Origin of the sequence: Psychromicrobium ferritrahens (assembly GCF_043789415.1) — a bacterium.
In the GTDB taxonomy this organism is placed as follows: Bacteria; Actinomycetota; Actinomycetes; order Actinomycetales; family Micrococcaceae; genus Renibacterium.
In genome coordinates this window covers 150,795-175,826 of the sequence record NZ_JBDLLW010000003.1, presented here as the reverse complement: position 1 = coordinate 175,826, position 25,032 = coordinate 150,795, and the positions used below count along the sequence as shown (strand labels likewise).

At 61.4% G+C, this 25,032-nt stretch carries 26 protein-coding genes; 22 read left to right on the top strand and 4 right to left on the bottom strand.

Going from position 1 to position 25,032, the window contains the following annotated elements:
* Positions 1 to 25 precede the first annotated feature (25 nt).
* Positions 26 to 490, bottom strand: coding sequence for a succinate dehydrogenase hydrophobic membrane anchor subunit (locus tag ABDK06_RS12855; protein ID WP_394941633.1), 465 nt, complete (start codon positions 488 to 490; stop codon positions 26 to 28).
* Position 491: 1 nt separating this feature from the next.
* Entirely contained in the window at positions 492 to 884 is a 393-nt protein-coding gene (gene sdhC / locus ABDK06_RS12850; protein ID WP_394941631.1) for a succinate dehydrogenase, cytochrome b556 subunit, read from the bottom strand.
* Positions 885 to 1,134: 250 nt separating this feature from the next.
* On the opposite strand from sdhC, the gene ABDK06_RS12845 reads away from it, so the two are divergent.
* From ABDK06_RS12845 to ABDK06_RS12760, 18 genes are all read left to right on the top strand, one after another.
* Entirely contained in the window at positions 1,135 to 2,304 is a 1,170-nt protein-coding gene (locus tag ABDK06_RS12845; protein WP_394941629.1) for a mannose-1-phosphate guanylyltransferase, read from the top strand.
* Positions 2,305 to 2,393: 89 nt separating this feature from the next.
* Positions 2,394 to 3,596 carry an amidohydrolase gene (locus ABDK06_RS12840; RefSeq protein WP_394941627.1) on the top strand — a complete coding sequence of 401 codons (1,203 nt, stop codon included), beginning with the start codon at positions 2,394 to 2,396 and terminating at the stop codon, positions 3,594 to 3,596.
* 142 nt (positions 3,597 to 3,738) lie between these two features.
* Entirely contained in the window at positions 3,739 to 4,179 is a 441-nt protein-coding gene (locus tag ABDK06_RS12835) for a MarR family winged helix-turn-helix transcriptional regulator (protein ID WP_394941625.1), read from the top strand.
* 24 nt (positions 4,180 to 4,203) lie between these two features.
* Positions 4,204 to 4,632: an organic hydroperoxide resistance protein gene (locus ABDK06_RS12830; protein WP_394941623.1), complete on the top strand. Its 429-nt coding sequence runs from the start codon at positions 4,204 to 4,206 to the stop codon at positions 4,630 to 4,632.
* Positions 4,629 to 5,657 (top strand): NADP-dependent oxidoreductase, encoded by a 1,029-nt coding sequence (locus ABDK06_RS12825; protein ID WP_394941621.1) that lies wholly within the window; start codon positions 4,629 to 4,631, stop codon positions 5,655 to 5,657. The genes ABDK06_RS12830 and ABDK06_RS12825 overlap by 4 nt, the downstream gene beginning before the upstream one ends.
* Positions 5,650 to 6,690: an LLM class flavin-dependent oxidoreductase gene (locus ABDK06_RS12820; protein WP_394941619.1), complete on the top strand. Its 1,041-nt coding sequence runs from the start codon at positions 5,650 to 5,652 to the stop codon at positions 6,688 to 6,690. The genes ABDK06_RS12825 and ABDK06_RS12820 overlap by 8 nt, the downstream gene beginning before the upstream one ends.
* A 337-nt stretch (positions 6,691 to 7,027) precedes the next feature.
* Positions 7,028 to 8,137, top strand: a complete 1,110-nt coding sequence (locus tag ABDK06_RS12815) for a BMP family lipoprotein (protein WP_394941617.1) — start codon at positions 7,028 to 7,030, stop codon at positions 8,135 to 8,137.
* 109 nt (positions 8,138 to 8,246) lie between these two features.
* Positions 8,247 to 9,830 (top strand): ABC transporter ATP-binding protein, encoded by a 1,584-nt coding sequence (locus ABDK06_RS12810; RefSeq protein ID WP_394941615.1) that lies wholly within the window; start codon positions 8,247 to 8,249, stop codon positions 9,828 to 9,830.
* The gene (locus ABDK06_RS12805; RefSeq protein ID WP_394941613.1) at positions 9,823 to 11,097 is read left to right on the top strand and encodes an ABC transporter permease; all 1,275 of its coding nucleotides are present in this window, start codon (positions 9,823 to 9,825) and stop codon (positions 11,095 to 11,097) included. Before ABDK06_RS12810 ends, ABDK06_RS12805 begins: the two co-directional genes overlap by 8 nt.
* A gap of 290 nt (positions 11,098 to 11,387) precedes the next feature.
* Positions 11,388 to 12,587, top strand: a complete 1,200-nt coding sequence (locus ABDK06_RS12800; protein WP_394941944.1) for an ABC transporter permease — start codon at positions 11,388 to 11,390, stop codon at positions 12,585 to 12,587.
* Position 12,588: 1 nt separating this feature from the next.
* The gene (locus tag ABDK06_RS12795) at positions 12,589 to 12,999 is read left to right on the top strand and encodes a cytidine deaminase (RefSeq protein WP_394941611.1); all 411 of its coding nucleotides are present in this window, start codon (positions 12,589 to 12,591) and stop codon (positions 12,997 to 12,999) included.
* A 3-nt stretch (positions 13,000 to 13,002) separates the two neighbouring features.
* Positions 13,003 to 14,325, top strand: a complete 1,323-nt coding sequence (locus tag ABDK06_RS12790; protein WP_394941609.1) for a thymidine phosphorylase — start codon at positions 13,003 to 13,005, stop codon at positions 14,323 to 14,325.
* Between the two features lie 203 nt (positions 14,326 to 14,528).
* Entirely contained in the window at positions 14,529 to 15,251 is a 723-nt protein-coding gene (locus ABDK06_RS12785; protein WP_394941607.1) for a DedA family protein, read from the top strand.
* 43 nt (positions 15,252 to 15,294) lie between these two features.
* Positions 15,295 to 16,419, top strand: a complete 1,125-nt coding sequence (locus tag ABDK06_RS12780; protein ID WP_394941605.1) for an adenosine deaminase — start codon at positions 15,295 to 15,297, stop codon at positions 16,417 to 16,419.
* Positions 16,420 to 16,423: 4 nt separating this feature from the next.
* On the top strand, positions 16,424 to 17,059 hold the full coding sequence (locus tag ABDK06_RS12775; protein WP_394941603.1) for a MazG nucleotide pyrophosphohydrolase domain-containing protein: 636 nt from the start codon (positions 16,424 to 16,426) through the stop codon (positions 17,057 to 17,059).
* Positions 17,052 to 17,519: a GNAT family N-acetyltransferase gene (locus ABDK06_RS12770; RefSeq protein WP_394941601.1), complete on the top strand. Its 468-nt coding sequence runs from the start codon at positions 17,052 to 17,054 to the stop codon at positions 17,517 to 17,519. Before ABDK06_RS12775 ends, ABDK06_RS12770 begins: the two co-directional genes overlap by 8 nt.
* Positions 17,520 to 17,561: 42 nt before the next feature.
* Positions 17,562 to 18,623, top strand: a complete 1,062-nt coding sequence (locus ABDK06_RS12765; RefSeq protein WP_394941599.1) for an ankyrin repeat domain-containing protein — start codon at positions 17,562 to 17,564, stop codon at positions 18,621 to 18,623.
* Positions 18,624 to 18,704: 81 nt separating this feature from the next.
* Complete coding sequence (locus tag ABDK06_RS12760; RefSeq protein WP_394941597.1) at positions 18,705 to 20,117, top strand: cryptochrome/photolyase family protein; 1,413 nt, start codon at positions 18,705 to 18,707, stop codon at positions 20,115 to 20,117.
* 226 nt (positions 20,118 to 20,343) lie between these two features.
* Here the strand turns inward: ABDK06_RS12760 and ABDK06_RS12755 are convergent, their stop codons facing one another.
* The gene (locus ABDK06_RS12755) at positions 20,344 to 20,988 is read right to left on the bottom strand and encodes a PadR family transcriptional regulator (protein WP_394941594.1); all 645 of its coding nucleotides are present in this window, start codon (positions 20,986 to 20,988) and stop codon (positions 20,344 to 20,346) included.
* Positions 20,989 to 21,311: 323 nt separating this feature from the next.
* Here ABDK06_RS12755 and eno point away from each other — a divergent pair, with 323 nt between their 5' ends.
* Positions 21,312 to 22,595 carry a phosphopyruvate hydratase gene (gene eno / locus ABDK06_RS12750; protein WP_394941592.1) on the top strand — a complete coding sequence of 428 codons (1,284 nt, stop codon included), beginning with the start codon at positions 21,312 to 21,314 and terminating at the stop codon, positions 22,593 to 22,595.
* A 28-nt stretch (positions 22,596 to 22,623) separates the two neighbouring features.
* Here the strand turns inward: eno and ABDK06_RS12745 are convergent, their stop codons facing one another.
* On the bottom strand, positions 22,624 to 23,037 hold the full coding sequence (locus ABDK06_RS12745; protein WP_394941590.1) for a hypothetical protein: 414 nt from the start codon (positions 23,035 to 23,037) through the stop codon (positions 22,624 to 22,626).
* Between ABDK06_RS12745 and ABDK06_RS12740 the strand changes: the two genes are divergently transcribed.
* Genes ABDK06_RS12740 through ABDK06_RS12730 form a run of 3 tightly spaced genes read left to right on the top strand, consistent with a single transcriptional unit; the run spans position 23,027 to position 24,985 of the window.
* Positions 23,027 to 23,359, top strand: a complete 333-nt coding sequence (locus tag ABDK06_RS12740; RefSeq protein ID WP_394941588.1) for an FtsB family cell division protein — start codon at positions 23,027 to 23,029, stop codon at positions 23,357 to 23,359. The two genes, ABDK06_RS12745 and ABDK06_RS12740, sit on opposite strands and share 11 nt — an antisense overlap.
* Before the next feature lie 34 nt (positions 23,360 to 23,393).
* Positions 23,394 to 24,038, top strand: coding sequence for a DUF501 domain-containing protein (locus ABDK06_RS12735; RefSeq protein WP_394941586.1), 645 nt, complete (start codon positions 23,394 to 23,396; stop codon positions 24,036 to 24,038).
* Complete coding sequence (locus tag ABDK06_RS12730; protein ID WP_394941584.1) at positions 24,035 to 24,985, top strand: Ppx/GppA phosphatase family protein; 951 nt, start codon at positions 24,035 to 24,037, stop codon at positions 24,983 to 24,985. Before ABDK06_RS12735 ends, ABDK06_RS12730 begins: the two co-directional genes overlap by 4 nt.
* The last annotated feature ends 47 nt before the right edge of the window (positions 24,986 to 25,032 follow it).

Sequence of the window (25,032 nt, the reverse complement as noted above, 5' to 3'; positions counted from 1 at the left end):
GGGGACGAAGTCATCGGGGTGATGGCTAGGGCGCCGGGCAGAAGCTGCCCTGCAGCGGGACGCCGTCTGCTCCGACGACGCACGGATCGAAGGTGAAGATCACCAGGGTGCCGAGCGTGATGATCACCACGGTGGCAATGTAGAGCACGGTCTTCAGGGTGATCCGGGTGCCGGCTTTTTCCGCGTAGTCGTTGATGATGGTGCGCACGCCGTTGGTGCCGTGCAGCATGGCGAGCCAGAGCATCAGCAAATCCCAGATCTGCCAGAACGGGCTGGCCCACTTACCGGAGACGAAGGAGAAGTCAATGGCGTGCACGCCTTCGCCAACCATCAGGTTCACGAAGAGGTGGCCGAAGATCAGCACCACCAGGACGACGCCGGAGAGCCGCATGAAAAGCCAGGCGAACATCTCGAATTTTGAGCCTGAGCCCTTATTCCGCTTGTAATTGACCTGAGATTTGCCGCTGCGGGGCAATTCGATGGCAGTCATTTTAGTGACCTCCCCAGAGTGGCGGCAAGACGATGCTCAATTGGCGGATCAGGAAGGGGACCATGGTCACGACCCAGAGGCCGAGCACACCCCAGAGCAGCTGGCGCTGATACTTGGGGCCCTTCTTCCAGAAGTCGACCAGGATGATCCGCAGACCGTTGAAGGCGTGGAAGACAATGGCCGCTACCAGGGCGGCTTCACCCAGGCCCATCAAGGGGTTCTTATAGGTGCCAATCACCGCGTCGTACGCCTCGGGTGAGACTCTCACCAAAGAGGTGTCCAAGACGTGCACCAATAAGAAGAAAAAGATCACCACACCGGTAACACGATGTCCCACCCAAGACCACATGCCCTCATGGCCGCGGTAAAGGGTGCCAGCTGGTTTCGTCGGCACTGAATAAACCTCCCGGTATTGCAGAGCAATTTGTGCATGGTCCTGCTCGCCTAAGCCTAAATCTAGGCTTCGCTCACAGCTTACTCAACTTAGGCTTCCCTTGCTCTGTGCGCCAGGTCACAGCGGCGTGCCAGCAGTGGCGCTTAGCTGAGACCCAGCTCATACACAGCAGCGGATCTGCTGAGTTTTCCACCACTTATCTCACCGAATTCCGGACCCTCAGGGGATTGGTGAGCTAAAGTGATTCGCAATGACTTCCATAGATTCAACTGACGATGCGGTTCTGTCCGAAAACCAGCAACTGGCCCTGCGGCAATTCCACGCGGTGATCCCTGCGGGTGGTGTCGGTACCCGGTTGTGGCCGCTTTCCCGAGCCGCCGCTCCTAAGTTCCTGCATGACCTGACCGGTTCGGGCAGCACCTTGTTGCGTGCCACCTACGATCGCTTAACCGCGCTCGCGCAAGACCGGATGATGGTGGTGACCGGGGTTGCGCATCGCGACGCGGTCTGCCGGCAGCTTCCGGAGGTTCCCGATTCGGAGCTCGTGCTGGAGAGCGAACCGAAAGATTCCGCTGCCGCTATCGGCTTGGCCGCGGCGATCCTGTACCGGCGAGACCCCTCGATCATTATGGGCTCCTTCGCCGCCGATCACGTGATCAGCCCGGATGCGGTGTTCCAGTCCGCAGTGCGTGAAGCGATTCTGACCGCTGCTCCGCAGCAGGGTTCAGCGGGCAAGATCGTCACCATCGGGATCACTCCCACCCATGCCTCCACCGGTTTCGGTTACATCCGCACCGGTGAGCAGCTGGCTGTGCACGGTGCCCCGCACGCGCACTCGGTGGTCGAGTTCGTCGAGAAGCCTGATCAGGCGACCGCTGAGAAGTACCTAGAGAGCGGTGAGTACAGCTGGAACGCCGGGATGTTCGTCGCTCCGGTGGCCCTGATGCTCAAGCACCTGGAGGCCAATGAGCCGGAGCTGTATGCGGGTCTGAACGAGATTGCGCAGGCTTGGGACACTCCGCAGCGCGATGAAGTGACCGGACGGATTTGGCCGACCCTGCCGAAGATCGCCATCGACTACGCGGTCGCCGAACCGGCTGCTGCGGCGGGCGACGTCGCGGTCATTCCGGCGGCCTTCCGTTGGGACGACGTCGGAGACTTCGCCGCCATCGGCCGGCTGAACAGCGCGAACGAAGTAGACGACGTCACCGTCCTCGGCGAAGGTGCCCGGGTCTTCACCGAGGATGCCTCCGGCGTTGTGGTGACCGATACCAAACGGGTCATCGCGTTGATCGGTATCGACGATGTGGTGATCGTGGATACCCCCGACGCGCTGCTGGTCACCACGACCGCTCACGCGCAGCGGGTCAAGGCAGCGGTGGACGCTCTCAAAGCCAATGGCGATATGGATGTGCTCTGAGCGCGAACTCGCTGGTTGTGGCGGGCCCTGTTACACGGTGATTACGCCGTGTTGCCAATGAAACGACCGTCAGTGGCTAGAGTTTCGGTGTGCGCAATTACTCTCATGAAGCGGGATCGACTCAGCCAATAACTCCTTGGCTGGAACCGCTGCTGCCCGAGCTTCTGGAGTTCCGCCGAGATCTGCACGCCCATCCTGAGCTCTCCCGGCAAGAGCACCGCACCACTGACAAGCTGGTGGAACGGCTCAGTGCCGCCGGACTGAAGCCGAGGCGTCTCGAGGGCACCGGCGTCATCGTCGATGTCGGCGACGGCCCGATCGCCACCGCACTGCGTGGCGATATTGATGCGCTGCCGGTGATCGAAGAGACCGGGCTGCCTTTCGCCTCCAAGAATCACGGAGTGACTCACGCCTGCGGCCATGATGTGCACACCACCACCATGCTAGGGATCGCCTTGCTGCTCGCCGCGCTGCACGAGCAGGAGGCGCTGGGGGCGACGATCCGGATCATCTTCCAGCCGGCTGAGGAGACCCAGCCCGGCGGCGCCCTGGACTGCATCGCCCAAGACGCTTTGCAGGGGGTACCTCGGATCATGGCGCTGCACTGTGACCCGAGAATCGACGTCGGCAAGGTCGGCACCCGGATCGGGGCCATCACCTCGGCTTCGGACACCATCAAGATCGAGCTCACCGGGCGTGGGGGTCACACCTCTCGCCCGCATCTGACCGAGGATCTGGTCTTCGCGCTCGCGCAGATCGCGATCAATGTGCCAGCTGTGCTCTCCCGCAGGATCGATGTGCGCAGCGGGGTCTCCGTGGTCTGGGGGCAGATCCAAGCTGGGGCCGCCCCCAATGCCATCTCAGCCAGCGGGTTCATGGCCGGGACGATGCGCTGCCTGGATCGAGACGCCTGGCACTCCGCCGGGGAACTGCTCGACGACGTAGTCCGTCAGGTCGCGGCGCCCTACGGTGTCGACGTGCACTTGGAGCACATCCGCGGGGTGCCTCCGGTGGTCAACTCGGAGCACGAGACAGCGATTATTGAGGCAGCGGCTCGCGCCGAGCTAGGCGAGGACGCCGTGGTACTCACGCCGCAGTCGATGGGTGGCGAGGATTTTGCCTGGTTCTTGCAGGATATTCCCGGGGCCATGATGCGGTTGGGCACCCACACCCCGGGCGGTGAGGTCTACGATCTGCACCGCGGTGATTACATCCTTCATGAGGACGCCCTGGGCTATGGCATCAGGGTGCTGGCAGCCGCTGCGCTGCGTACCATTCGGGATCTTCCTTAGCCCGGTTTAGCTCTTGTTCCCGCGTCTGTTCCCGCGCCAGCGGGGCGGACCGAAGAGGCTCTCAATGAGATGGCTTGATCGATGAGAGAGGGTTATAAATAATTAAATTGCGCACAATATAATTGTGTACTATTCTTCAAATATGGCCGAGCGACAGATCCTCAAGCAGCAAGTATGTTTTGCCTTGTACTCGACCTCGCGTTCCTTCACCGCTTTTTACCGGCCCATGCTGGAGGAACTGGGGCTGACCTATCCGCAGTACCTCGTGTTGATGCTGCTCTGGGAGCAAGACCGGGCGAGTGTCACTGAGCTCGGTGAGGCCCTGCAACTCGATTCGGGAACTCTCTCCCCGCTGCTCAAGCGCCTGGAGAGCTCGGGCTTGATTCGGCGTCGTCGCTCGAATGACGACGAGCGCCGGGTTGAGATCGAACTTACCGATGACGGAGTGGCCATGCAGCGGCGAGCCAGCGCGATCCCGGCTCAGCTCGCTGAGGCGGCAGGAATCGGCATCGAAGAACTGACTCAATTGTGTGCCACCCTCAGCAAACTCAACGCCTCTCTACGTCACGTCACTACTCAGTAATTCCAACCCCTAAGGAGCATCATCATGAAAGCCCTCTACACCGCAGAAGCCCTGGCCACCGGCGATGGCCGCGACGGCAAAGCCCGCACCTCAGACGGCAAGCTCGACGTCACTTTGGCGAGCCCGGCAGAACTGGGTGGTAGCGGCGAAGGCACCAACCCCGAGCAGCTCTTCGCGGCGGGTTACGGAGCTTGTTTCCATTCAGCACTCCGCACGGTGGCTCGTCGTCAGAAGGCAGATGTCTCCGACTCCACCGTGCTCGCCAGGGTCAGCATCGGAGCGAACGGTCAGGGCGGCTACGGTCTGGCCGTTCAGCTCGATATCACTTTGCCGAAGGTGGACGCCGAGACTGCTCAGGCCCTGGTCGAAGCGGCTCATCAGGTGTGCCCTTACTCGAACGCGACCCGGGGAAACATCGACGTCGAGCTGAACGTTGTGGGGTCCGCCGCATGAGCTTGCCAACGATCACTAAGCAGTTTGAGCTGGCTTCACGCCCTGAAGGCTGGCCCACTCTGGAGAACTTCAGGCTCGCCGAGGCGCCCCTCGCGGAGCTTCAGGACGGCCAGGTGCTGGTGAAGAACCTCGCCATCTCGGTTGACCCCTATATGCGTGGCCGGATGAATGATGTGAAGTCCTATGTGCCGCCCTTCCAGCTAGATCAGCCATTGGACGGCGGTGCAGTGGGCGAGGTGCTCGCCAGCCGGGCTGAAGGCCTGGCCGAGGGCGACGTCGTCGTTCATGGCCTGGGCTGGCGTGAGTATGCGGTGCTTCCTGCCGGTGCGGTCAAGAAAGTGGATGCTTCATTGGCTCCCGCTACCGCTTTCCTGGGTGCTCTCGGGATGACCGGGCTGACCGCCTATGCTGGGCTGGTCAAGGTGGCAGAATTCAAAGCTGGCGACGTCGTCTTCGTCTCGGGCGCGGCGGGAGCGGTGGGCTCCCTGGTCGGCCAGATCGCCAAGCAATTGGGGGCCTCCTGGGTGATCGGCAGTGCCGGGACGCCGGAAAAGGTGGCGAAGCTCCTCGAACTCGGTTTCGATGCTGCCTTCGATTATCACGATGGGCCGATCAAGGAGCAGCTGAAGGTCGCACTGGCTGGCGCGCCAGGGGAAAACACTGGAATAGATGTCTACTTCGACAATGTCGGCGGTGAGCATCTCGAAGCGGCGATCTCCGCCCTGAACACCTTCGGCCGGGTCGCGCTATGCGGCGCGATCAGCCAGTACAACAGCACCGAACCGCCCGTTGCGCCGCGCAACCTGGCGCTCGCTATCGGCAAGCAGCTGACCTTGCGAGGCTTCATCGTGAACTCATATTCGCAGTACGCGGACGAGTACGCGGCTCTGGTGGCGCCTTTGCTGACCAACGGGAAGATTCGGTACGAGGAAACCGTTGTGCACGGTATAGAAAACACCGCGCAAGCCTTCATCGATATGTTGGCGGGTGCCAATACCGGAAAGATGGTCATCACCCTTGACTGAGACAGCTACGCCCCACGCCCACAACGCGAAAGTCCCGTTATCCATTCTGGACTTGGCCAGCGTGGGGGTGGGGCGTAGTTCTGCTCAGGCCCTCGCGGCCACCACTACTCTGGTGCAAGCCGCCGATCGGTTGGGCTATGCGCGTTACTGGGTGGCTGAGCACCACAATATGCCCTCGGTGGCTTCGACGAACCCGCCGGTGTTGATGGCCCACCTGGCGGCCGCCACCGAGCGGATCAAGCTCGGCTCCGGGGGAGTGATGCTGCCGAATCACGCCCCTCTGGTGGTGGCAGAGCAGTTCGCCCTCTTGGAGGCCTTGCACCCCGGAAGAATCGATCTCGGCATTGGCCGGGCTCCCGGCACCGATGGGCTCACCGCCCAGGCCTTACGGCGGCATACCGATGCGATGAGCATTGAGGATTTTCCCTTGCACGTGATGGAGACCATGGCGCTGCTCGGTGATGTGCGGCCAGAACTCATCTCGGCGCTCGGCCCCCGAGCCGCGCTGACTGCCACCCCGAACGCGGATTCCTATCCAGAGCTCTGGCTGCTCGGTTCTTCTGGCTACAGCGCACAGATGGCGGGCATGCTGGGCTTGCGCTATAGCTATGCACACCACTTCGCTCCGGACGCGCTGGCTGCTATCGATCTCTATCGGCGTTCTTTCCAGCCCTCACCGGTGCTGGATAAACCGCATGTAATGATCGCTACCAGTGCTTTGATCGCTGACACCGCGGAGCGGGCGGAGTTCTTGGCCGGGCCCAGCAGAGTACAGGCACTCGCTCTTCGTACCGGGATGCTCGGGCCCATCGTCACCCCTGAGCAAGCCGCTCAGCATGCTTTCAGCGAAGCGGAACTAGCGGCGATGAAGAACCTTCCAGCGATCAAGGCCGTCGGTACCGTGGAGACGGTGATTCCCCAGTTGCGAGACCTGGTGGAGCAGACCGGTGCCGATGAACTCATGGTGACTGGTTACACCTATGAGGTGCAGGATCGTATCAATACCTTGGAAGCCCTCGCGAAGAACTGGTGATCGCCGCTTCCCGGCGCAGGGAATGCGCAGGGAAGCCGATGAAGGTTATTGATGAAAGTTCAGCAAAGCCGGCGAGATTGGTAACGAATTTCCAACGATTCTGCTGTCACGCAGCCCGATAGCGGCAGTGAGTTTCCAGAGTGGGCGCCGTCACACTAGGATAAGGTGATCATTGCGCCAGCTTTCTCAGGATTTTCCGCTGAGCGAGCTTTAGGCGCAGCACCACGGGGACCTCAGTGAAAACAGAGATGCTCCTGACGCCTTGCATCAGGAGGAACGGCCACTCATTGAACACTCATCGTGATGCTCGTATCTGGCGGGACTTTCTGGAGGAACATTGAAAAACTCACTGCGACGCGTCGCACTACGCGGGGCCACGCTGGGCACCGTGACCTTGAGCGCTACGGCGCTGCTGCTCACCGCTTGCGGGGCTGCACCGAGCAGCAACTCCACCGGCTCGGGCGCTGCGAAGAGCGATTTCCTGGCCTGCATGGTTTCGGACTCGGGCGGCTTCGACGATAAGTCGTTCAACGAGTCAAGTTATAACGGGCTTCTTGATGCTCAGAAGAATCTTGGCATTCAAGAAAAACATGTCCAGTCGAAGGCTGATACCGACTACGACCCGAACCTGCGCTCCATGGTGCAGCAGGGCTGCAAGCTCACCGTGACCGTCGGCTTCCTACTGGGCGACTCGACCAAGTCGATCGCCGCCGCGAACCCGAACAGCCACTTCGCGATCGTCGATTACAGCGATCCCGCCTTCCCCAAGAACGTGAAGTCCATCGTCTACAACACGGCGCAGGCCGCCTTCATGGCCGGTTACCTGGCCGCTGGCACCACCAAGACCGGCAAGGTCGCCACTTTCGGCGGCGCCAATATCCCCACCGTGACCATCTTCATGGACGGCTTCGCCGATGGCGTGAAGTACTACAACACCCAGAAGAGCAAGTCCGTCCAGCTGCTCGGCTGGGACAAGGACAAGCAGGATGGCACCTTCGTCGGTGACTTCAAGCAGGTCGATAAGGGCAAGGTGCTCACCCAGGGCTTCCTCGATCAGGGTGCCGATATCGTAATGCCGGTCGCCGGACCGGTGGGCGCCGGTGCAGGTGCGGCCATTGTCGCGGCCAAGGCAGCGGGCAAAGACGCCAAGCTGATCTGGGTCGATACCGATGGTTACGTCTCTGCTCCGGACTACAAATCGGTGTTGCTCACCTCGGTCACCAAGGGCCTGGCGACCTCGGTCGAGGCCGTGATCAAGGACGACGCCGCGGGCAAGTTCGATTCCAGCCCTTACGTTGGAACCCTGGAGAACGGCGGCGTCGGCCTGGCTCCGTTCCACGATCTGGAGTCCGCGGTACCGGCAGAGTTGAAGACCGAGCTGGACAAGATCAAGTCGGATATCATCTCCGGTACGATCAAGGTCGAGTCCAAGGCCAGCCCTAAGTAGTAGCTGAACACCATGGGCGCGCTGCCCTTTGGCGCACGGCGTCAGCCGAGCCGAAGGGCAGCGCGTTTTCAGTGTTCGAAGGCAATAGAAGGTAGTGGAGGGTAAACGAGTGAAACTCGAACTCAAGGGGATCACCAAGAAGTTTGGTTCCCTGGTCGCCAATGACCATATAGATCTCGTAGTGGAATCCGGTCAGGTGCACTGCCTGCTCGGTGAGAACGGCGCCGGCAAATCCACCCTGATGAACGTGCTCTATGGGCTCTACGATCCCACCGAAGGCGAGATCCTGATCGACGACAAAGAAGTCGTCTTCAAGAATCCCGGGGATGCGATGGCCGCTGGCATCGGCATGGTGCACCAGCACTTCATGCTGATCCCCGTTTTCACGGTCGCTGAGAACGTCGCTCTCGGCAATGAGACCACCAAAGCAGCCGGTCTGCTCGATTTAGATGCCACCCGGAAGAAGATCCGGCAGATCTCAGAGCAGTACGGCTTCGACGTCGATCCGGACGCGATGATCGAAGACCTCCCGGTCGGTGTGCAGCAGCGCGTCGAGATCATCAAGGCGCTGGTCCGCGACGCCGAGATCCTGATCCTGGACGAGCCCACCGCCGTGCTCACTCCTCAGGAGACCGACGAACTGCTGGAAATCATCAGACAGCTTAAGAAAGACGGCAAGTCCATCGTCTTCATCTCACACAAGCTGCGCGAAGTGAAGGCCATCTCGGACACCATCACCATCATCCGCCGCGGTAAGGTCGTGGGCACCGCGGAGCCCAGCGCCAGCCCGACCGAACTCGCCTCTGCCATGGTCGGCCATGCGGTGAGCTTGAGCCTGAACAAGGCTCCGGCGCAGCCGGGTGAAGCGACCTTCCAGATTCGCAACCTCACGGTCATCGATCAGAACGGCCAGCACGTGGTCGATGATCTCTCCTTTGATATCTCCAAGGGCGAGGTACTGGCCATCGCCGGCGTCCAGGGCAATGGGCAGACCGAGCTGACCGAGGCGATCCTCGGCGTGCAGCCGCATGTCAGCGGCTCGATCAAGCTCGACGGCCGTGAACTGCTCGGGAAGAGCGTTAAAGACGTGCTGGGCTCCGGCGTCGGCTTCGTTCCGGAGGACCGCAACGTCGATGGCCTGGTCGGCAGCTTCAGCATCGCGGAGAACATGGTGCTGGACCTCTACGACAAGGCGCCTTTCGCCAGCGGTATCGCCATGAAACCGAGCGTGATCGCCAAGCAAGCACAAGCGAAGATCGAGGAATTCGACGTCCGTACCCCTTCGATCTCCACCCCCGCGAGCTCCCTCTCCGGAGGTAACCAGCAGAAGGTGGTGCTGGCCCGAGAACTCTCGCGTCCGCTCAGCCTGTTCATCGCCTCCCAGCCGACTCGAGGCTTAGACGTCGGCTCGATCGAATTCGTGCACAAGCGAGTGATCGCTGAACGCGACCACGGCACCCCGGTGATGATCGTCTCCACCGAACTTGATGAGGTGGTCGAACTCGCCGACCGGATCGCCGTGCTCTATCAAGGCAAACTGGTCTCGATCGTGCCCCCTGACACCTCCAGGGACGTCCTGGGACTGATGATGGCCGGTCTTTCTCTCGAAGACGCCGAAAAGCAGCTCACCGAGCAGCGAGCGACCGCCCAGCACCCGATGGATGGCTCTGCGAATGGAGGCAAGCATGTCTGAATCGAACACCCCCACTGAGCAAAGTACTGCGACTGAGCCAGCGGTGACGCCTCAGCCCACGAAGCCCGCGGAACAGCAAGATTCCGTGCTGCGGCAGATCTTCACCGGCAATGCCATGGTCTCGGTGCTGGCCATCGTGCTGGCCATCGTGATCGGCGGGATCCTGATGGCGATCACCAATCCGAAAGTGTCTGAAACCGCCGGATATTTCTTCGCCCGGCCGGGCGATCTGATCTCTGAGGTCCTCAAACCCTTTGGCGCCTTGATCCAGGGCAGTATCTTCAATTGGGAAGGCGCGGATCTGGCGGCCAAGTTCTATCCGATCACCGAGACGCTCACGGTCGCCACTCCGTTGATCTGCGCAGGCCTGGGCGTCGCCCTGGCCTTCCGTGCGGGACTGTTCAATATCGGCGCCCAGGGACAGATCATCATCGGTGCCTTCTTCGGCGCCTACATCGGCTTCGCCTGGCACCTGCCCTGGGGCCTGCACGTGATCCTGGTGATCCTGGCGGGGCTGATCGGCGGCGCGATCTGGGGCGGCGTCGTGGGTCTGCTGAAAGCGCGCACCGGTGCCCACGAAGTCATCGTGACCATCATGCTCAACTACGTTGCGAACTTCCTGCTGGCGTATCTGCTCACCCTGCCGGCGTTCCAACGCCCGGGGTCCAGCAACCCGATCTCGCCCTTCCTGGACGACACCGCTCAGTTCCCCTTGCTGCTCGGCCCGCAGTTCCGGCTGCACGCCGGGTTCTTACTCGCGGTGCTGGCTACGGTGCTGGTCTGGTGGCTGCTCAGCCGCTCAACCCTGGGCTTTGAGTTCCGTGCCGTCGGCGCGAACCCGAACGCTTCTCGCACCGCGGGTATCAACGTGGCCCGCAGCACCATCCTGGTGATGGCTATTGCCGGAGCGCTAGCGGGCCTGGCGGGCGTCATGCAAGTCTCCGGAACTGAGAAGTACCTTTCCGGCGGGGTGTCAGCCTCGATCGGCTTCGACGCGATCACGGTGGCCTTGCTTGGGCGGTCCACTCCCTGGGGCACCTTCTTCGCGGGTCTGTTGTTCGGTGCTTTCCGGGCTGGCGGCGTGGTGATGCAATCGCAGACCGGCACTCCGATCGATATCGTCTTGGTCATCCAGTCCCTGATCGTGCTCTTCATCGCTGCGCCCCCTCTGGTGCGTGCCATCTTCGGCCTCAACCAGCGAAAGAAGAAGAGTAAAGCCAAAACCACCCCAGCCGAAACTTCTCTCACGGGCGGAGCAGCAGCATGAGTGCGATGACCCACACGCCGGACAACGCAACTGAGCCCGCTCAGCGCAAGGCGCCGAAACTAGAGCTGGTCAGCTGGAAAGCAGGCATCGGTCTCAGCTTGCTCGCGCTGCTCTCGCTGGTGCTTTTCGGATTCCTGGCCAATAACAAGACAGCGGGCTTCCGCATCACCGACGTGCAGGACGCCGGAACCGCGACCGTGGTCGCCTGGGTGACCCTGATCCTCGCGCTCGCCGCCGCGATCTACCTCGGGTACCGCTGGGCGGCTGGACGACGTCGCAGCAATCAGGCGATGAGCGGCCAGCCCCGCTGGGTGGCGGTGACCTTCTTGACCGCTCTCGTGCTGTTCGTGCTCGCCCTGCTCGGGGTCACCAAGGTCGAGGTGATCAGCGTTCCAGCGGCACCTTTCGGCTGGATCGTGGCGATTGTGCTCTGCGTGCTCGCGGCCTACGCGGTCTGGCTGACCGTTCAAAAGCGTAAGCTTCCAGCCTGGATCGGCGGCGTTTTCGCCATCCTCTTCGTCTTTGGCTTCCTGGTCTGGATCGTCGCCGGAGGTCGAGATGAGATGCCTTCCATCTCGCTCCTCGGTTTGATCGCCGGCGCGGTGACCCTTGCGGTGCCGCTCGTCTTCGGCTCGCTTTCGGGTGTGCTCAGTGAGCGAGTCGGCGTGGTCAATATCGCGATCGAAGGTCAGCTGCTGCTCGGCGCCTTCAGCGCGGCGGTGGTGGGAACCGTGACCGGGAACGTCTTCGCGGGTCTGCTCGCGGCCGCGGTGGCCGGCGTCCTGGTCTCGCTCGTGCTCGCAGTGGTGAGCATCAAGTACCTGGTGAACCAGATCATCGTCGGCGTGGTGCTGAACGTTCTGGTCTCGGGCCTCACCAGCTTCTTGTTCTCCACCGTGCTGACCGCTCATCCGGAGCAGTTCAACCAGCCTCCGCAGCTCGAGCCGATCACCATTCCGTTCCTGGCCGATATTCCGATTATCGGGCCGATCCTGTTCCGCCAGTCGCTCATCGGGTACCTGATGTACCTTGCGGTGATCGTGATCTACGTCGGGCTCTACTACACCAAGTGGGGGCTTCGGGTACGGGCCGTCGGTGAGCACCCGCAAGCTGCTGACACCGTCGGCATCAACGTCAACCGGACTCGCTTCTGGAACGTCCTGCTGGGTGGCGCGGTCGCCGGCATCGGCGGTTCGTTCTTCGCGCTGGTCTCCGCGGACGCGTTCAGCAAGGACATGTCCGCGGGTAAGGGCTATATCGCCCTGGCCGCGCTGATCTTCGGCCGCTGGAATCCGATCGGAGCCTTCCTGGCTGCGCTGCTCTTCGGCTTCGCAGACAACTTGCAGTCGATCATCACCATCATCGGCTCCCCGGTGCCGGGACAGTTCATGGCCATGCTGCCCTATGTCCTGACGATTATTGCGGTAGCCGGGCTGGTGGGACGTTCCAGGCCTCCTGCCGCCTCCGGTGAGCCCTATGTCAAGGGCTGAGATGCCCGGCTCTCACGAGGTGGATTGGGTGAGCCTGGAGCTGGCCGCTCAAGAAGCTATGAGGCATGCTTACGCCCCGTACTCCCGTTTCCCGGTGGGTGCCGCTGCGTTCACTGAGGACGGGCGGCTGGTCACCGGATGCAATGTGGAGAACGCCTCCTATGGGCTGACGCTCTGCGCGGAGTGCACCCTGGTGGGCGCACTGCAGATGAGCGGCGGTGGCAGGTTGACCGCGTTTTACTGCGTGGACGGTGAAGGAAACGTACTGATGCCCTGTGGCCGTTGCCGTCAGTTGCTCTATGAGCACCGTGCGCCGGGCATGCAGCTGATGACGGTTTCCGGGATCAAGACCATGGACCAGGTTTTGCCGGATGCCTTTGGACCTGAAAATTTAGAAGCTGAGGAGCACTGAGACGTGGCTGAATCATTCGACGCGGTAGATATTATTCGCACCAAACGTGATCGCGGGGTGCTCTCCGCGGAGCAGATCGCCTGGACGATCGACGCCTACACCCGCGGCGTGATCGCCGAAGAGCAGATGTCCGCGCTCAATATGGCGATCCTGCTGAACGGGATGAACCGCTCCGAGATCGCGCAGTGGACGGCCGCCATGATCGCCTCCGGGGAGCGGATGGACTTCTCCGCGCTGCGCCCGGTGACCGGTGGTCCGGTCAACGCGGGCGGCAGCATGCCGACCGCGGACAAGCATTCGACGGGCGGCGTGGGAGACAAGATCACCCTGCCGCTGGCCCCGCTGGTCGCCGTCTTCGGCGTCGCCGTACCGCAGCTTTCGGGTCGCGGGCTGGGCCACACCGGTGGAACCCTGGACAAGCTCGAATCCATTCCCGGTTGGCGCGCGGCGCTCAGCAACGAGGAGATGATGAACCAGTTGCAGGACGTCGGTGCGGTGATCTGCGCCGCCGGTTCCGGCCTGGCTCCGGCTGATAAGCGGCTCTATGCGCTGCGCGATGTGACCGGAACCGTGGAGGCTATCCCGTTGATCGCCTCCTCGATTATGAGCAAGAAGATTGCCGAGGGTACCGGCGCGCTGGTGCTCGATGTCAAGGTCGGCTCGGGTGCTTTCATGAAGGACGTCGCCCAAGCCCGGGAACTGGCGGAGACCATGGTGGCTCTGGGCACTGACGCCGGAGTCAAGACGGTGGCTCTGCTGACCGATATGAGCACTCCGCTGGGCCTCACCGCGGGAAATGCCATTGAGGTCGAGGAGTCGGTCGAGGTGCTCGCCGGTGGTGGCCCGAGCGACGTCGTCGAACTGACCGTGCGACTGGCCCAGGAGATGCTCGAAGCGGCCGGAGTGTACGGCGCGGATCCGGCGGCAGCGCTCAAGGACGGCCGCGCGATGGACGCCTGGAACCGGATGATCGAAGCCCAGGGCGGAGATCCTAGGGTGACCCTGCCGGTGGCCAGGGAGTCTGAGACGATCTACGCTCCCGCTGACGGGGTGCTGGTCGGTCTCGACGCGCTGAGCGTCGGCGTCGCCGCTTGGCGTCTGGGTGCCGGACGGGCTCGTAAGGAAGACCAGGTGCAGGCCGGGGCCGGGGTTCGGATGCACGCTAAGCCGGGTGCCGTGGTCCGGGCCGGGGAACCGCTGATGACCTTGCTGACTGACACTCCGGATCGCTTTGAGCGGGCCAAGGAAGCGCTGGCTGACGCCGTCGTGATCGCTCCGGAAGGATCACGACCTGCCACCGAGCTGATTATCGACCGCATCGCCTGAAACCCTCACCGAGTGTGTAGATCTGCAGCTTAAAGACGGTTCATAACGTGTAGATCTGCACACTCGATTCCACGGCGCGAGTGATAACTCATACCCTGGTGTGAGGTGCGGAGCCATCAGATTCACTCTCAGGAACGATGGCGTGGAGTTCGGGTGCATGGGACGATTGAACTAATCTCGCACAATCCTAGGAGCCGTCCTTCGTGGACTTCATCGCATTCTTCAGTGGTCTGAATGAACTGATCACTCATTCGGCAAGTCAGTGGTGGGTTGTTCCGATCGTCACCCTGTTCTGCTTCATTGACGGCTTCTTCCTGTTCCTGCCGAGCGAAACCGCGATTGTGGCGCTTTCTGCGGTGGCTCTGCACACCGGTGAACCCAATATCTGGTACCTGATGGCCGGTGGTGCGATTGGTGCCATCCTCGGTGACAACACGGCTTATTGGATCGGCAGCAAGGTCGGCACCGCAGGCTTTAAGTGGATGCGGCGTCCCAAGGTGGCCAAGGCCATGGAATGGGCGCGCATGGAGTTGGACAAGCGCGGAGCCGTGCTGGTGCTCACCGCTCGCTACATTCCGGTGGGTCGGGTCGCGGTGAATTTCACCGCCGGGGCCACCCGTTACCCTTGGCGGAAATTTGTCTGGCTGGACGCCATCGCTTCGATTACCTGGTCCGCTTACGGGGTGGCGATCGGCACCTTCGCTGGCCACTGGATCAGGAACAACCACCTGCTCGGGGTGGCCATCGCGATCGTCTTCGCGATCATTATGGGCTTCGTCGTCGACCATTTAATGAAGCTCTTCCACCGCTGGCTCGGTAAGCGGGCGGAGCGGAAGCAGAGCGAAAGCGGAGCATCTGAGGCCAGCGCCGCAGAAGCTGAAACCATCGCGGTGCCGAGGGTTCCTCAAGCCACGGACATGGAGTGAAATCCAGCCGTCGTCGGTAGGGCCGCTGAAGTAGAGTTGGACTGTGACTACAGTAGCTGAAACAGCCCCAGACGTTCCGTTCAATATCCGCAATCTGCCCAAAGTCTCGTTGCACGACCACCTCGATGGTGGACTGCGGCCAGCGACCATTATCGAACTTGCCGCAGAGATCGGGCATCCGCTGCCCGCGACCGATCCGGTGGCTCTGGCGGAATGGTTCCGGGAATCAGCCGATTCAGGATCCCTGGTTCGCTACCTGGAAACTTTTGATCACACCATCGCGGTAATGCAGACCAGTGCGGGTTTGCAGCGAGTGGCCCGGGAATTCGTCGAGGACTTGCTCGACGACGGCGTGGTTTACGGTGAGATCCGCTGGGCCCCGGAGCAGCACCTGCGTGCCGGGCTCAGCCTGGACGAAGCCGTTGAGGCAGTGCAAGCCGGTATTGAGGAGGCCATTGAAGCGAGCGGTCAGCGAATCCAGGTCGGTCAGCTGATCACTGCGATGCGTCATGCGGATCGTAGCCAGGAAATCGCTGAGCTTGCCGTTCGGCACCGCGATAAGGGCGCCGTCGGCTTTGATATCGCGGGTGCCGAAGACGGCTTCCTGCCCGCTCGATTCACCGAGGCCTTCCGTTACCTGGCCGAGCAGAATTTCCCCACCACGGTGCACGCCGGGGAGGCCGCTGGCCTGGAAAGCATCCAGTCGGCGCTGGTCGACGGACGTGCCCTGCGGCTTGGCCACGGAGTGCGGATCGCCGAAGACCTGGAGGTTGAGTTCACCACCGACGAAGCCAATGAAGCAGATCTCGGGATGGTGACCGTGGGTCCGCTGGCGGCCTGGGTCAGGGATCGGGGGATCGCACTGGAGATCTGCCCGTCCTCCAACTTGCAGACCGGTGCCATCTCGGCCTGGGGCGAGGGCATCGACCAGCACCCTCTCGACCTGCTGTACCAGACGGGGTTCCGGGTCACCATCAACACCGACAACCGGCTGATGAGCGCGGTCACCCTGAGCGACGAATTCGAGCTTCTGGTGCAGACCTTCGACTACGACCTCGACGATCTGCTGAGCCTGACGCTGAATGCCGCGGAGGCGGCTTTCTTGCCCTTGGAACAGCGCGAGGCACTCGTCGAGCAGATCACCGAAGCGTACTCCGAGCTGCGCTGATCCGATGTCCCTCGAGTTCGACCGGCTCGTAGAAGTCATTGGCCAGCTGCGCGAGTACTGCCCTTGGATGGCGGAGCTGACCCATGAGTCTCTGATTCGATACCTGATCGAGGAGAGCTACGAGCTGGTCGAAGCCATCGAGGACGCCCACCCCGCCGCTGAAGTGCGGGGCGAACTGGGCGACGTGCTGCTGCAAGTCGTATTACATGCCAGATTGGCCGAGGAAGCAGGCGAGTTCAGCATCACTGAGGTGATCAGTGGGCTGACCGAGAAGATGGTGCGGCGAAATCCGCACGTCTTCCGCGCTGACGGCAGCTTGCAGAGCAGCTTCCCCGCGACCGTCGATGAGATTGTGGCGACCTGGAATCAGGTGAAGTCCGCGGAAAAACCGGAACGCGGTCGCTTCGAGGGAATTCCGATCTCGCTTCCGGCGCTCGCCCTAGCTCAGAAATCCCTGCACCGAGCAGGAGCCGATGAGGAAAGAAAACAGGGTGCTGGTCTCGCTTCGGAGGAGCTTGAGCAGGCTGAGCTCGAGTTGGGGGAGCGTTTGTTGGATGTGCTGAGAGGTACGCCGATGCTGGATGCTGAGCGCGCGCTGCGCCTGGCCGTCCGGAGATTCCAGAAGAACTCAGATGACTGAGCTCTTCACGGCCGCTGACGTTTCATTCCGTCGAGCCGAAGCCGCCGATCTGCCGGGGATCCTGCAACTATTGGTCGCCGACCAAATCGGTGCCGCGCGGGACGGCGGAGAGCTCGCACCGTATCAGCGGGCTTTCGAAGTGATCGACGCCGATCCGGCGCAACTCCTGGTGGCCGGTGTCCAAGGCGAGGAGGTACTGGCTACTTTTCAGCTCTCCTTCATTCCCGGCCTGGCTCGCAGAGGGTCTTTGCGAGCTCAGATCGAAGCGGTCAGGGTTGCCGAATCGCTGCGTGGCAGCGGGGTAGGAAGCCAAATGATCCGATGGGCGATTGCTGAAGCTCGACAACGGGGTTGTTCACTTGTGCAGCTGACCACCGATAAGCGGCGGCAGGATGCGTTGCGCTTTTATCAGCGGCTGGGATTCGAAGCCAGTCACCAGGGGATGAAGCTCTTCCTCTAACTTTTTGTCCGGAACCGCTTTATAACCCGTGAAGGAGGAGTTATGGCAAAGCGCAAGACGCTCCCTAAAAACTTCGGAGAGTTGCTGAAGACTGCTTCGGTCGAGGAACTCAAGCGTGTTTTTGATAAATGCTTATTGGATGCTCGCGGTGGTTATCAGAAGCAGACAGCCATCGGTTTTCTCGACTGTCCGGATGAGTTGATCCTGTGGTTGGCTGACCAGGGACTCGATGTGGATACTCCGGATGCATACGGTGGGACGCCGCTCTGGGAACGTGCCTCAATGGGGCGAGTGGCACAGATTCCGCTGTTGATCTCGCTCGGTGCCGATATTGAGCGCAGAAGAAGCGGAGGTGTTACTCCTTTGCACGGTGCAGCGGGCTGGCAAAAGGTCAATACGACCCGGGTGCTGCTGCAACACGGTGCTGATCTGCAGGCGGTCACCGACACAGAAGGTGAGACCCCTCTGCTGTACGCTCTGCGACGCACCCGCAACGCCTCCATCGCGGATACTGCGCAGGTCGTCAAACTGCTACTTGAGGCGGGAACTGCCGTTACCGATGAGATGCGTTACGAGGTAGAAAGGATCGGCAAGGACTTCGAGTTCCACCGGGCAAACTTCAATCCCGATTATCTCGCCGAGACGGAGGCCGGGCTGGCAGAGCTATACGCTCTCTCCGGCGTCACCCCTGTTGTGGAACGGAAGGTACACGATGGGGTATCGCCGATTCTGGTATCCGATGGCGGCTGGCGGGAGCAGTATGAATTGCTTTGGGAAATGCTCGTGCCCTCATCTGGTGCGGCGAAAACCGTGCAAGGCGAAGCGATCCGCATCACTGGGCGGATCTCCCACGAGATTCTGGGCAACGGTGGCGCGAACTGGGATCGCGAGTTCAAGAAGATGCTCGACGTGCTGCCCGAGCACTTTGCGAGCGGCAACGCATTATCCGCCAGCGAGCTTGACGAAGCACAAGTGCTTGTCAAGGCATTGCGCTCCGGCGATGGTGATGCAGAGCAGCTGCATCGGCTGAGTGAGCTAGCCGTTGCTTGGGTTGTTTTGAACCCAAGCCCGATCGCCCTGCCCTCAGTACCGTATGGTCGCTGAATAAGATCATCTGGCACCATCTCAGCAAAGACTCTGGCAATAAAAACCTCAGACGAGGCGGGTTCACGGTAGATTCGAATCATGCGCTCCTTGGTCTGGCTTCGGAATGATCTGCGGATCGAGGATAATCCCGCTCTTTCGGCCGCTTGTGATCAGGGCGAAGTGCTCGTGCTCTACGTTTTGGAGGACGAGTCAGCAGGTATCCGCCCGCTGGGCGGTGCCGCCCGTTGGTGGTTGCATCATTCACTTTCAGAGCTAGCCGCGCGTCTGCAAGATCTCGGCGGTGAATTGATCTTGCGCCGGGGTGACGCCGGCAAGATCATCCCAGCTTTAGTCGAAGAATTGAGTTTGGACGCCGTCTTCTGGAACCGGCGTTACGGCGGGCCGGAACGCACTCTTGACGCCGGGCTCAAGGCCTCACTGAGCGACTCTGGTCTTAGGGCAGAGAGTTTCAAAGCCAATTTGCTCTTCGAACCCTGGGAACTCAAGACCGGCAATGGCGGGCCCTATAAGGTCTTCACTCCTTTTTGGCGTGCTTGTATGGAAAAGCTACAACCTCGTGAACCTCTTGCCGCGCCCCAGCAGGTGGTGAGCATTTCTCCGGTGGCAGGGGAGTCATTAGACGACTGGGCTTTATTGCCGACGAATCCTGACTGGTCTGCAGGGCTCGCAGAAGAATGGCAGCCAGGAGAAAGCGGTGCTCAGCAGCGGGTGGCGGATTTTCTTGACCGTCAAGCTAAAGATTATGCTTCGGCCCGGGACGAACCAGCCGTTGAGGCGACCAGTAGGTTGAGCCCACATTTGCGATTCGGTGAACTCAGTCCCTTGCAGCTCTGGCATGTTGTGGAAAAAACTCGGGGTCTCGATCCTCAAGACTCTGCGGTCTTTCGCAGCGAAGTGGGCTGGCGAGAGTTCTGTTGGCATCTGCTCTATAACAACCCCGATTTAGCAACTCAGAACTATCGCGAAGAGTTTGATCGGTTTAATTGGCTGGCCCCTTCACCCGCCGAATTGGCGGCTTGGCAGCAAGGCCGCACCGGGTATCCGTTGGTTGATGCCGGAATGCGTCAGCTCTGGCAGACCGGTTGGATGCATAATCGGGTTCGGATGGTGGTAGCCAGTTTTCTGGTGAAGAACTTGCTGGTTGATTGGAGGATCGGCGAACAGTGGTTCTGGGACACTCTGGTTGACGCCGATGCTGCCAGTAACCCGGCTAACTGGCAATGGGTAGCGGGCTCGGGCGCAGATGCCGCGCCATATTTTCGAATCTTCAACCCGGTGACTCAGTCTAAGAAGTTCGATGCCGCCGGTGCGTACCTTCGGCACTTCGTTCCTGAACTAGCCGCCTTCGATGAGCGGCTCATTCATGAACCGTGGAAGGCTTCACCCGTGCTAGGGCAAGATCTGGATTATCCTGAGCCGCTGGTGGAGCTTGCCGCTTCGCGAGAGCGTGCGCTCGCCGCTTACCAGGCGATGCGTGAAGCCCTCAGCTAGCTTGAGACCAGCATCGCCCAGCTTGCCGGAAGTTGTGCCAAGGAAAGCGGGAAACTAGGCACAACTTCCAGGCCTAAAAGTGGAGTTTTGCAACTGTGGATCAGGCCGATAGATCAGAACCCCGGCGGGCGTTAGATCGGCGCCTTGGCTGGCAGCGAGTTTGCGACGTCGGTGCGCTGAGCGACTCGCTGCCAGCTGATTGGCGATAAAGGGGGCGGCCATCGGATCAGTCCGAGAGCAGCTTGTAAATCGTGCGGCGGGCTTCGTCCAGAGAAGCGGTGACGGTGCGGAGCTGTTCCTCCGTGCCATCCAGGCTGATCTGCTGCACGGCTCCCATCAACTTGCCAATGCTCATCCGCAGGTCCTGGGCGGCTCCGGCTTCCTCATTGACTTCTTCCCAGACCGCGGCCAGCTCATCCTGATGCTCAGCCACATAAGCGCGCCCGGCATCGTTGAGCTCGAATTCGGTGCGACGCCCTTCGCCCACCGAGATGATCAAGCCCTCGGCCTGCAGGGTGGTCAGTGCAGGGTAGATCGACCCGGGGCTGGGCCGCCAGGCGCCGTCGGAATGAACCGCGATCGCCTTGATCAGGCCGTAGCCGTTGTAGCTGGACTGGCTGAGCAGGGAGAGGATGGCGTTTCGCACGTCGCCCTTCTTGGCCCGGCCACCGGCTCCGAAGCCGAATCCTGGGGGGAAGCCTGGTCCGAAGCCGCCCGGGCCGAAACCTCTGCCGCCACGGTGCGGCCCGCGAGGACCGAATCCACCGCCACCGCGGGGTCCGCGGCCGCCTCGGCCTTTATTTTCTTCTTCGCCGACGCCACGGGGATCGTGATGATGACGGAATTCTTGGAATCGATGTTCGTTTTTCATGGTGTGAAATCTTTCTTCAGTAGGTGTCACGATATCTATCGCGATACGTCAACGATATATCGCTGAATATCTTCTGTCAACGCCTGGGAAGTAGTTTCCTCGGAGCTTGTGGTTTTTCTGGTATTCCTTCCCAGTGAAACCACTGTTTCAGTGGGGAGGGACGGTCTAGCCCACCGAAACCCTGTTTCAGTGGGGAGGGGTAAGTGGCCCACGCTCACAAGTTCGGTTGAGGCCCCTCGGGCTATAGGCTTAGAGAGATATGTTTGTTCGCCGTGCAGACGGCGCAGCACGTCTGCACACCCTGAAAGCTCAAGGAGCACTCCATGGCCATTATTGATGCCATTCATGCACGCGAAATTCTGGATTCCCGTGGCAATCCCACGGTCGAGGTTGAGGTCGGACTGGACGACGGTTCAGTGGGCCGGGCAGCAGTTCCCTCCGGTGCATCCACCGGTGCCTTTGAAGCCGTCGAGAAGCGAGACGGGGATAAGGCACGTTACCTGGGCAAAGGCGTCGAGCAGGCGGTTGCCGCCGTGATCGATGTGATCGCTCCCGCGCTGCTGGGCTTCGATGCCACTGACCAGCGGCTGATCGACCAGACCATGATCGATCTCGATGGCACTCCCAATAAGGGAAAGCTCGGCGCTAATGCGATCCTTGGCGTCTCCCTCGCGGTGGCCAATGCCGCTGCCGATTCCGCTGATCTGCCGCTCTACCGCTACCTGGGCGGCCCGAACGCCCATGTGCTGCCGGTGCCGTTGATGAACATCCTGAACGGAGGCTCGCACGCTGATTCCGACGTCGATATCCAGGAGTTCATGGTGGTGCCGCTGGGTGCCAGCAGCTTCTCCGAGGGCCTGCGCTGGGGTGTTGAGGTTTACCACGAACTCAAGAAGGTGCTGCATGAAAAGGGCTTGGCTACCGGCCTGGGTGACGAGGGTGGTTTCGCGCCGAACCTGCCCTCCAACCGCGCTGCCCTGGACTTGATCACCGAAGCGATCAAGCGCGCCGGTTACACCCCGGGCAAGGACATCGCGCTGGCACTCGACGTCGCTTCCAGCGAGTTCTTCAAGGACGGCGCCTACCAGTTCGAGGGGCAGGCCAAATCCGCTGAGCAGATGAGCGCTTACTACGAGGAACTCGTGCGAGACTACCCGTTGGTCTCCATCGAAGATCCGCTCGATGAAGAGGACTGGGAAGGCTGGAAGACGCTGACCGCCGCGATCGGCGATAAGGTTCAGATCGTCGGCGACGATCTCTTCGTCACCAACCCTGAGCGCCTGCAGCGCGGCATCGACTCCGGAGCCGCTAATTCGCTGCTGGTTAAGGTCAATCAGATCGGTTCGCTCACCGAGACCCTGGACGCGGTTTCGCTGGCTCAGCGCAGCCGTTACACCACGATCACCTCGCACCGCTCCGGTGAGACCGAAGACACCACGATCGCGGATATCGCGGTGGCCACCAACGCTGGTCAGATCAAGACCGGCGCTCCGGCACGCTCAGAGCGGGTCGCCAAATACAACCAGCTGCTGCGCATCGAAGAAGATCTCGACGACGCCGCTCGCTACGCCGGTCGGAGCGCTTTCCCGCGTTTCTCGGCTAACTAAGCGCTTGGGCTGGCTATGCTAAAAAGGTCTAGCCAGCCCAACGCTCTGCCGAAGAAGGTTTTTCCATGGCCACTCGTCGTCCCAAGGTGCCACGCGCCTCTCGACCGGCCGAAACGGACAGCTCGCCGAACCCGGTTCCGAAGGCTCCTGCGATCTCGGAACCCAGAGTCGCTCCTGGCAGATCGGCGACCAAAGCCCAGCGTGCTTCGGGCAGCGCCCGAACCAACGGTACGAGGGCCAGTGGTTTGAAAGCCAATGGTGCGAGGGCAAACCTCGGCCGCTCCAAAGCTGCTCCGGTGAGACCACAAGACAGGTCCGCTGGTAGCAAGCCCGCACCGAGCGCCGTCAGATCCTCGGTGGAGCGAAGCACGCCGAGCGCTCCGGTTCCTGCGAAGTCCTTTTCCGGGCGGCTGATCGCACTGGTCGTCGTGGTGATCGCCATCGCCGTGATGCTCACCCCCACGCTGAACACCTACCTTCAACAACGTTCGAATATCGCCTCCTTGAAGGCAGATATCGTCGCTGAGCAGGAGCAGCAGAAGGACCTGCAGAACCAGATCTCCCGCTGGAATGATCCGGCCTATGTGAAACAACAGGCCCGGGATCGGGTTAATATGATGATGCCCGGTGAGACCGGTTACTGGGTTTACGGCGGATCGAGCACTCCGGCCGCGCCGCAGGAAGCGGGGACGAGTGCCAATCCGGATTCGCTGCCCTGGGTCGATGGTCTCTGGCAGTCAATCCTGAGATCCGCCACCGAGTAACACCATCTATGAACCCACGCTGAGGAGTAGTCGAGTGAGCAGCGCCGACAGATCAATCCAGGAGAAGCCGAGCGCCCACGACCTCGATACTCTGAGTTTGCAGCTAGGACGTCCGGTGCGTGACGTCGTGACGATTCCCGCCCGCTGTGTTTGTGGCAATCCGCTGGTGGCCGCCACCGCGCCTCGGTTGAGCAATGGGATTCCCTTTCCCACCACTTTCTATCTAACGCATCCGGTGATCACCGCGGCGGTCTCCCGCTTGGAAGCCGATGGTGTGATGACTCAGATGAACGAACGACTGGCCCAGGACGCCGTACTCGCCGCTGCGCACGAACGAGCGCATCTGGCATATCTGGCGGCGCGCCAGGAGATCGGCGAGCTCTCCGGCGTCGGCGAAGTCCCTGAAATCGACGGGATCTCCGCGGGGGGCATGCCACAGCGAGTGAAATGCTTGCACGTGCTGACCGGGCATACACTCGCCGCTGGCCCCGGGGTGAATCTCTTGGGCGATGAGACGCTCGAACTGATCGCCCCCTGGTGGACGGCGGAGCGCTGTTACTGTGTAGGAGCCTGGGACGCCGAAGCCCCGGTGCCCACCAAGGATCTCAGCCGGCATGTCAAGCGGCTCGAGCAGCAGAAACAGGACGAGCTCGCGCAGGTCGAGGCGGAGGAAGCATGAAACGAGTAGCTGCCATTGACTGCGGCACGAATTCGATCCGCTTGTTGATCGCAGATCTCTCCGCTGAGGCCGATGGCAGCGTGCGACTGAGCGATCTGCACCGGGAAATGCGGGTCGTTCGTTTGGGGCAGGGGGTGGACGCCAACGGTGCCTTCGCCGAGGAAGCCTTGGAACGCACCTTTGCCGCCGTTGACGACTATGCCTCGCTGATCAGCCAGCACGACGTCGAAGCCGTGCGCTTCGTCGCCACTTCAGCGACCAGGGACGCCGAAAACCGGGAGATCTTCATTGCTGGAATCAAGCATCGCTTGGGGGTCGCGCCCGATGTGGTGCCCGGGTCTGAGGAAGCGGAGCTGTCCTTCGCCGGGGCAGTCAGCGTGCTGCCCGACGCCGCAGCCCAGTCCGTGCTCGTGGTCGATCTCGGCGGGGGCAGTACGGAGTTCGTGATCGGCGCCGGTGGCCGGGTGGCCGCTGCCCGTAGCGTCAATATGGGCTGCGTCCGGTTCACCGAGCGTTATCTGCACTCGGATCCGCCCCTCGAAGCGGAGGTTGCCGCGGCAAGAGCAGAGGCAGCGCGCATTATTGCCGAGGTGGCTGAGCAGATTCCACTGGCCCAGGTGCGCCGGGTGATCGGAGTCGCCGGAACCATCACCACGGTGACCGCTCACGCCCTCGAGCTGCCGGATTATCAAGCCCAAGCCATCAATGGATCCTCGCTCAGCTTCCAGGAGCTGAGCCGTGCCGCGGCGTCATTGACTGCGATGAGCAAAGCCGAGAGAGCCGCACTGCCGTATATGCATCCGGGGCGAGTCGATGTCATCGGTGCCGGTGCATTGCTCTGGAGAACCATTCTGGAAAGCCTGGCAGAGCTCAGTGCGGGAGCGCTGAGCACTGCCACCACGAGCGAACACGATATTCTTGATGGCATTGCGTTGTCTTTAAAATAGTTCCGCCCCTGCACCAGCCCAGACAGCATCGTCTACCCGAAGGCATT

What these genes read in the sequence shown, in the direction of transcription:
- ABDK06_RS12800 (WP_394941944.1), top strand. Translation starts at nt 11,388, where the DNA reads ATGAGCGGCCAGCCCCGCTGGGTGGCGGTGACCTTCTTGACCGCTCTC.
- ABDK06_RS12845 (WP_394941629.1), top strand. Translation starts at nt 1,135, where the DNA reads ATGACTTCCATAGATTCAACTGACGATGCGGTTCTGTCCGAAAACCAG.
- ABDK06_RS12835 (WP_394941625.1), top strand. Translation starts at nt 3,739, where the DNA reads ATGGCCGAGCGACAGATCCTCAAGCAGCAAGTATGTTTTGCCTTGTAC.
- ABDK06_RS12765 (WP_394941599.1), top strand. Translation starts at nt 17,562, where the DNA reads ATGGCAAAGCGCAAGACGCTCCCTAAAAACTTCGGAGAGTTGCTGAAG.
- ABDK06_RS12755 (WP_394941594.1), bottom strand. Translation starts at nt 20,988, where the DNA reads ATGAAAAACGAACATCGATTCCAAGAATTCCGTCATCATCACGATCCC.
- ABDK06_RS12855 (WP_394941633.1), bottom strand. Translation starts at nt 490, where the DNA reads ATGACTGCCATCGAATTGCCCCGCAGCGGCAAATCTCAGGTCAATTAC.
- ABDK06_RS12730 (WP_394941584.1), top strand. Translation starts at nt 24,035, where the DNA reads ATGAAACGAGTAGCTGCCATTGACTGCGGCACGAATTCGATCCGCTTG.
- ABDK06_RS12770 (WP_394941601.1), top strand. Translation starts at nt 17,052, where the DNA reads ATGACTGAGCTCTTCACGGCCGCTGACGTTTCATTCCGTCGAGCCGAA.
- ABDK06_RS12825 (WP_394941621.1), top strand. Translation starts at nt 4,629, where the DNA reads ATGAGCTTGCCAACGATCACTAAGCAGTTTGAGCTGGCTTCACGCCCT.
- ABDK06_RS12795 (WP_394941611.1), top strand. Translation starts at nt 12,589, where the DNA reads ATGCCCGGCTCTCACGAGGTGGATTGGGTGAGCCTGGAGCTGGCCGCT.
- ABDK06_RS12775 (WP_394941603.1), top strand. Translation starts at nt 16,424, where the DNA reads ATGTCCCTCGAGTTCGACCGGCTCGTAGAAGTCATTGGCCAGCTGCGC.
- eno (WP_394941592.1), top strand. Translation starts at nt 21,312, where the DNA reads ATGGCCATTATTGATGCCATTCATGCACGCGAAATTCTGGATTCCCGT.
- ABDK06_RS12745 (WP_394941590.1), bottom strand. Translation starts at nt 23,037, where the DNA reads ATGGCGATCACCACGACGACCAGTGCGATCAGCCGCCCGGAAAAGGAC.
- ABDK06_RS12805 (WP_394941613.1), top strand. Translation starts at nt 9,823, where the DNA reads ATGTCTGAATCGAACACCCCCACTGAGCAAAGTACTGCGACTGAGCCA.
- ABDK06_RS12830 (WP_394941623.1), top strand. Translation starts at nt 4,204, where the DNA reads ATGAAAGCCCTCTACACCGCAGAAGCCCTGGCCACCGGCGATGGCCGC.
- ABDK06_RS12760 (WP_394941597.1), top strand. Translation starts at nt 18,705, where the DNA reads ATGCGCTCCTTGGTCTGGCTTCGGAATGATCTGCGGATCGAGGATAAT.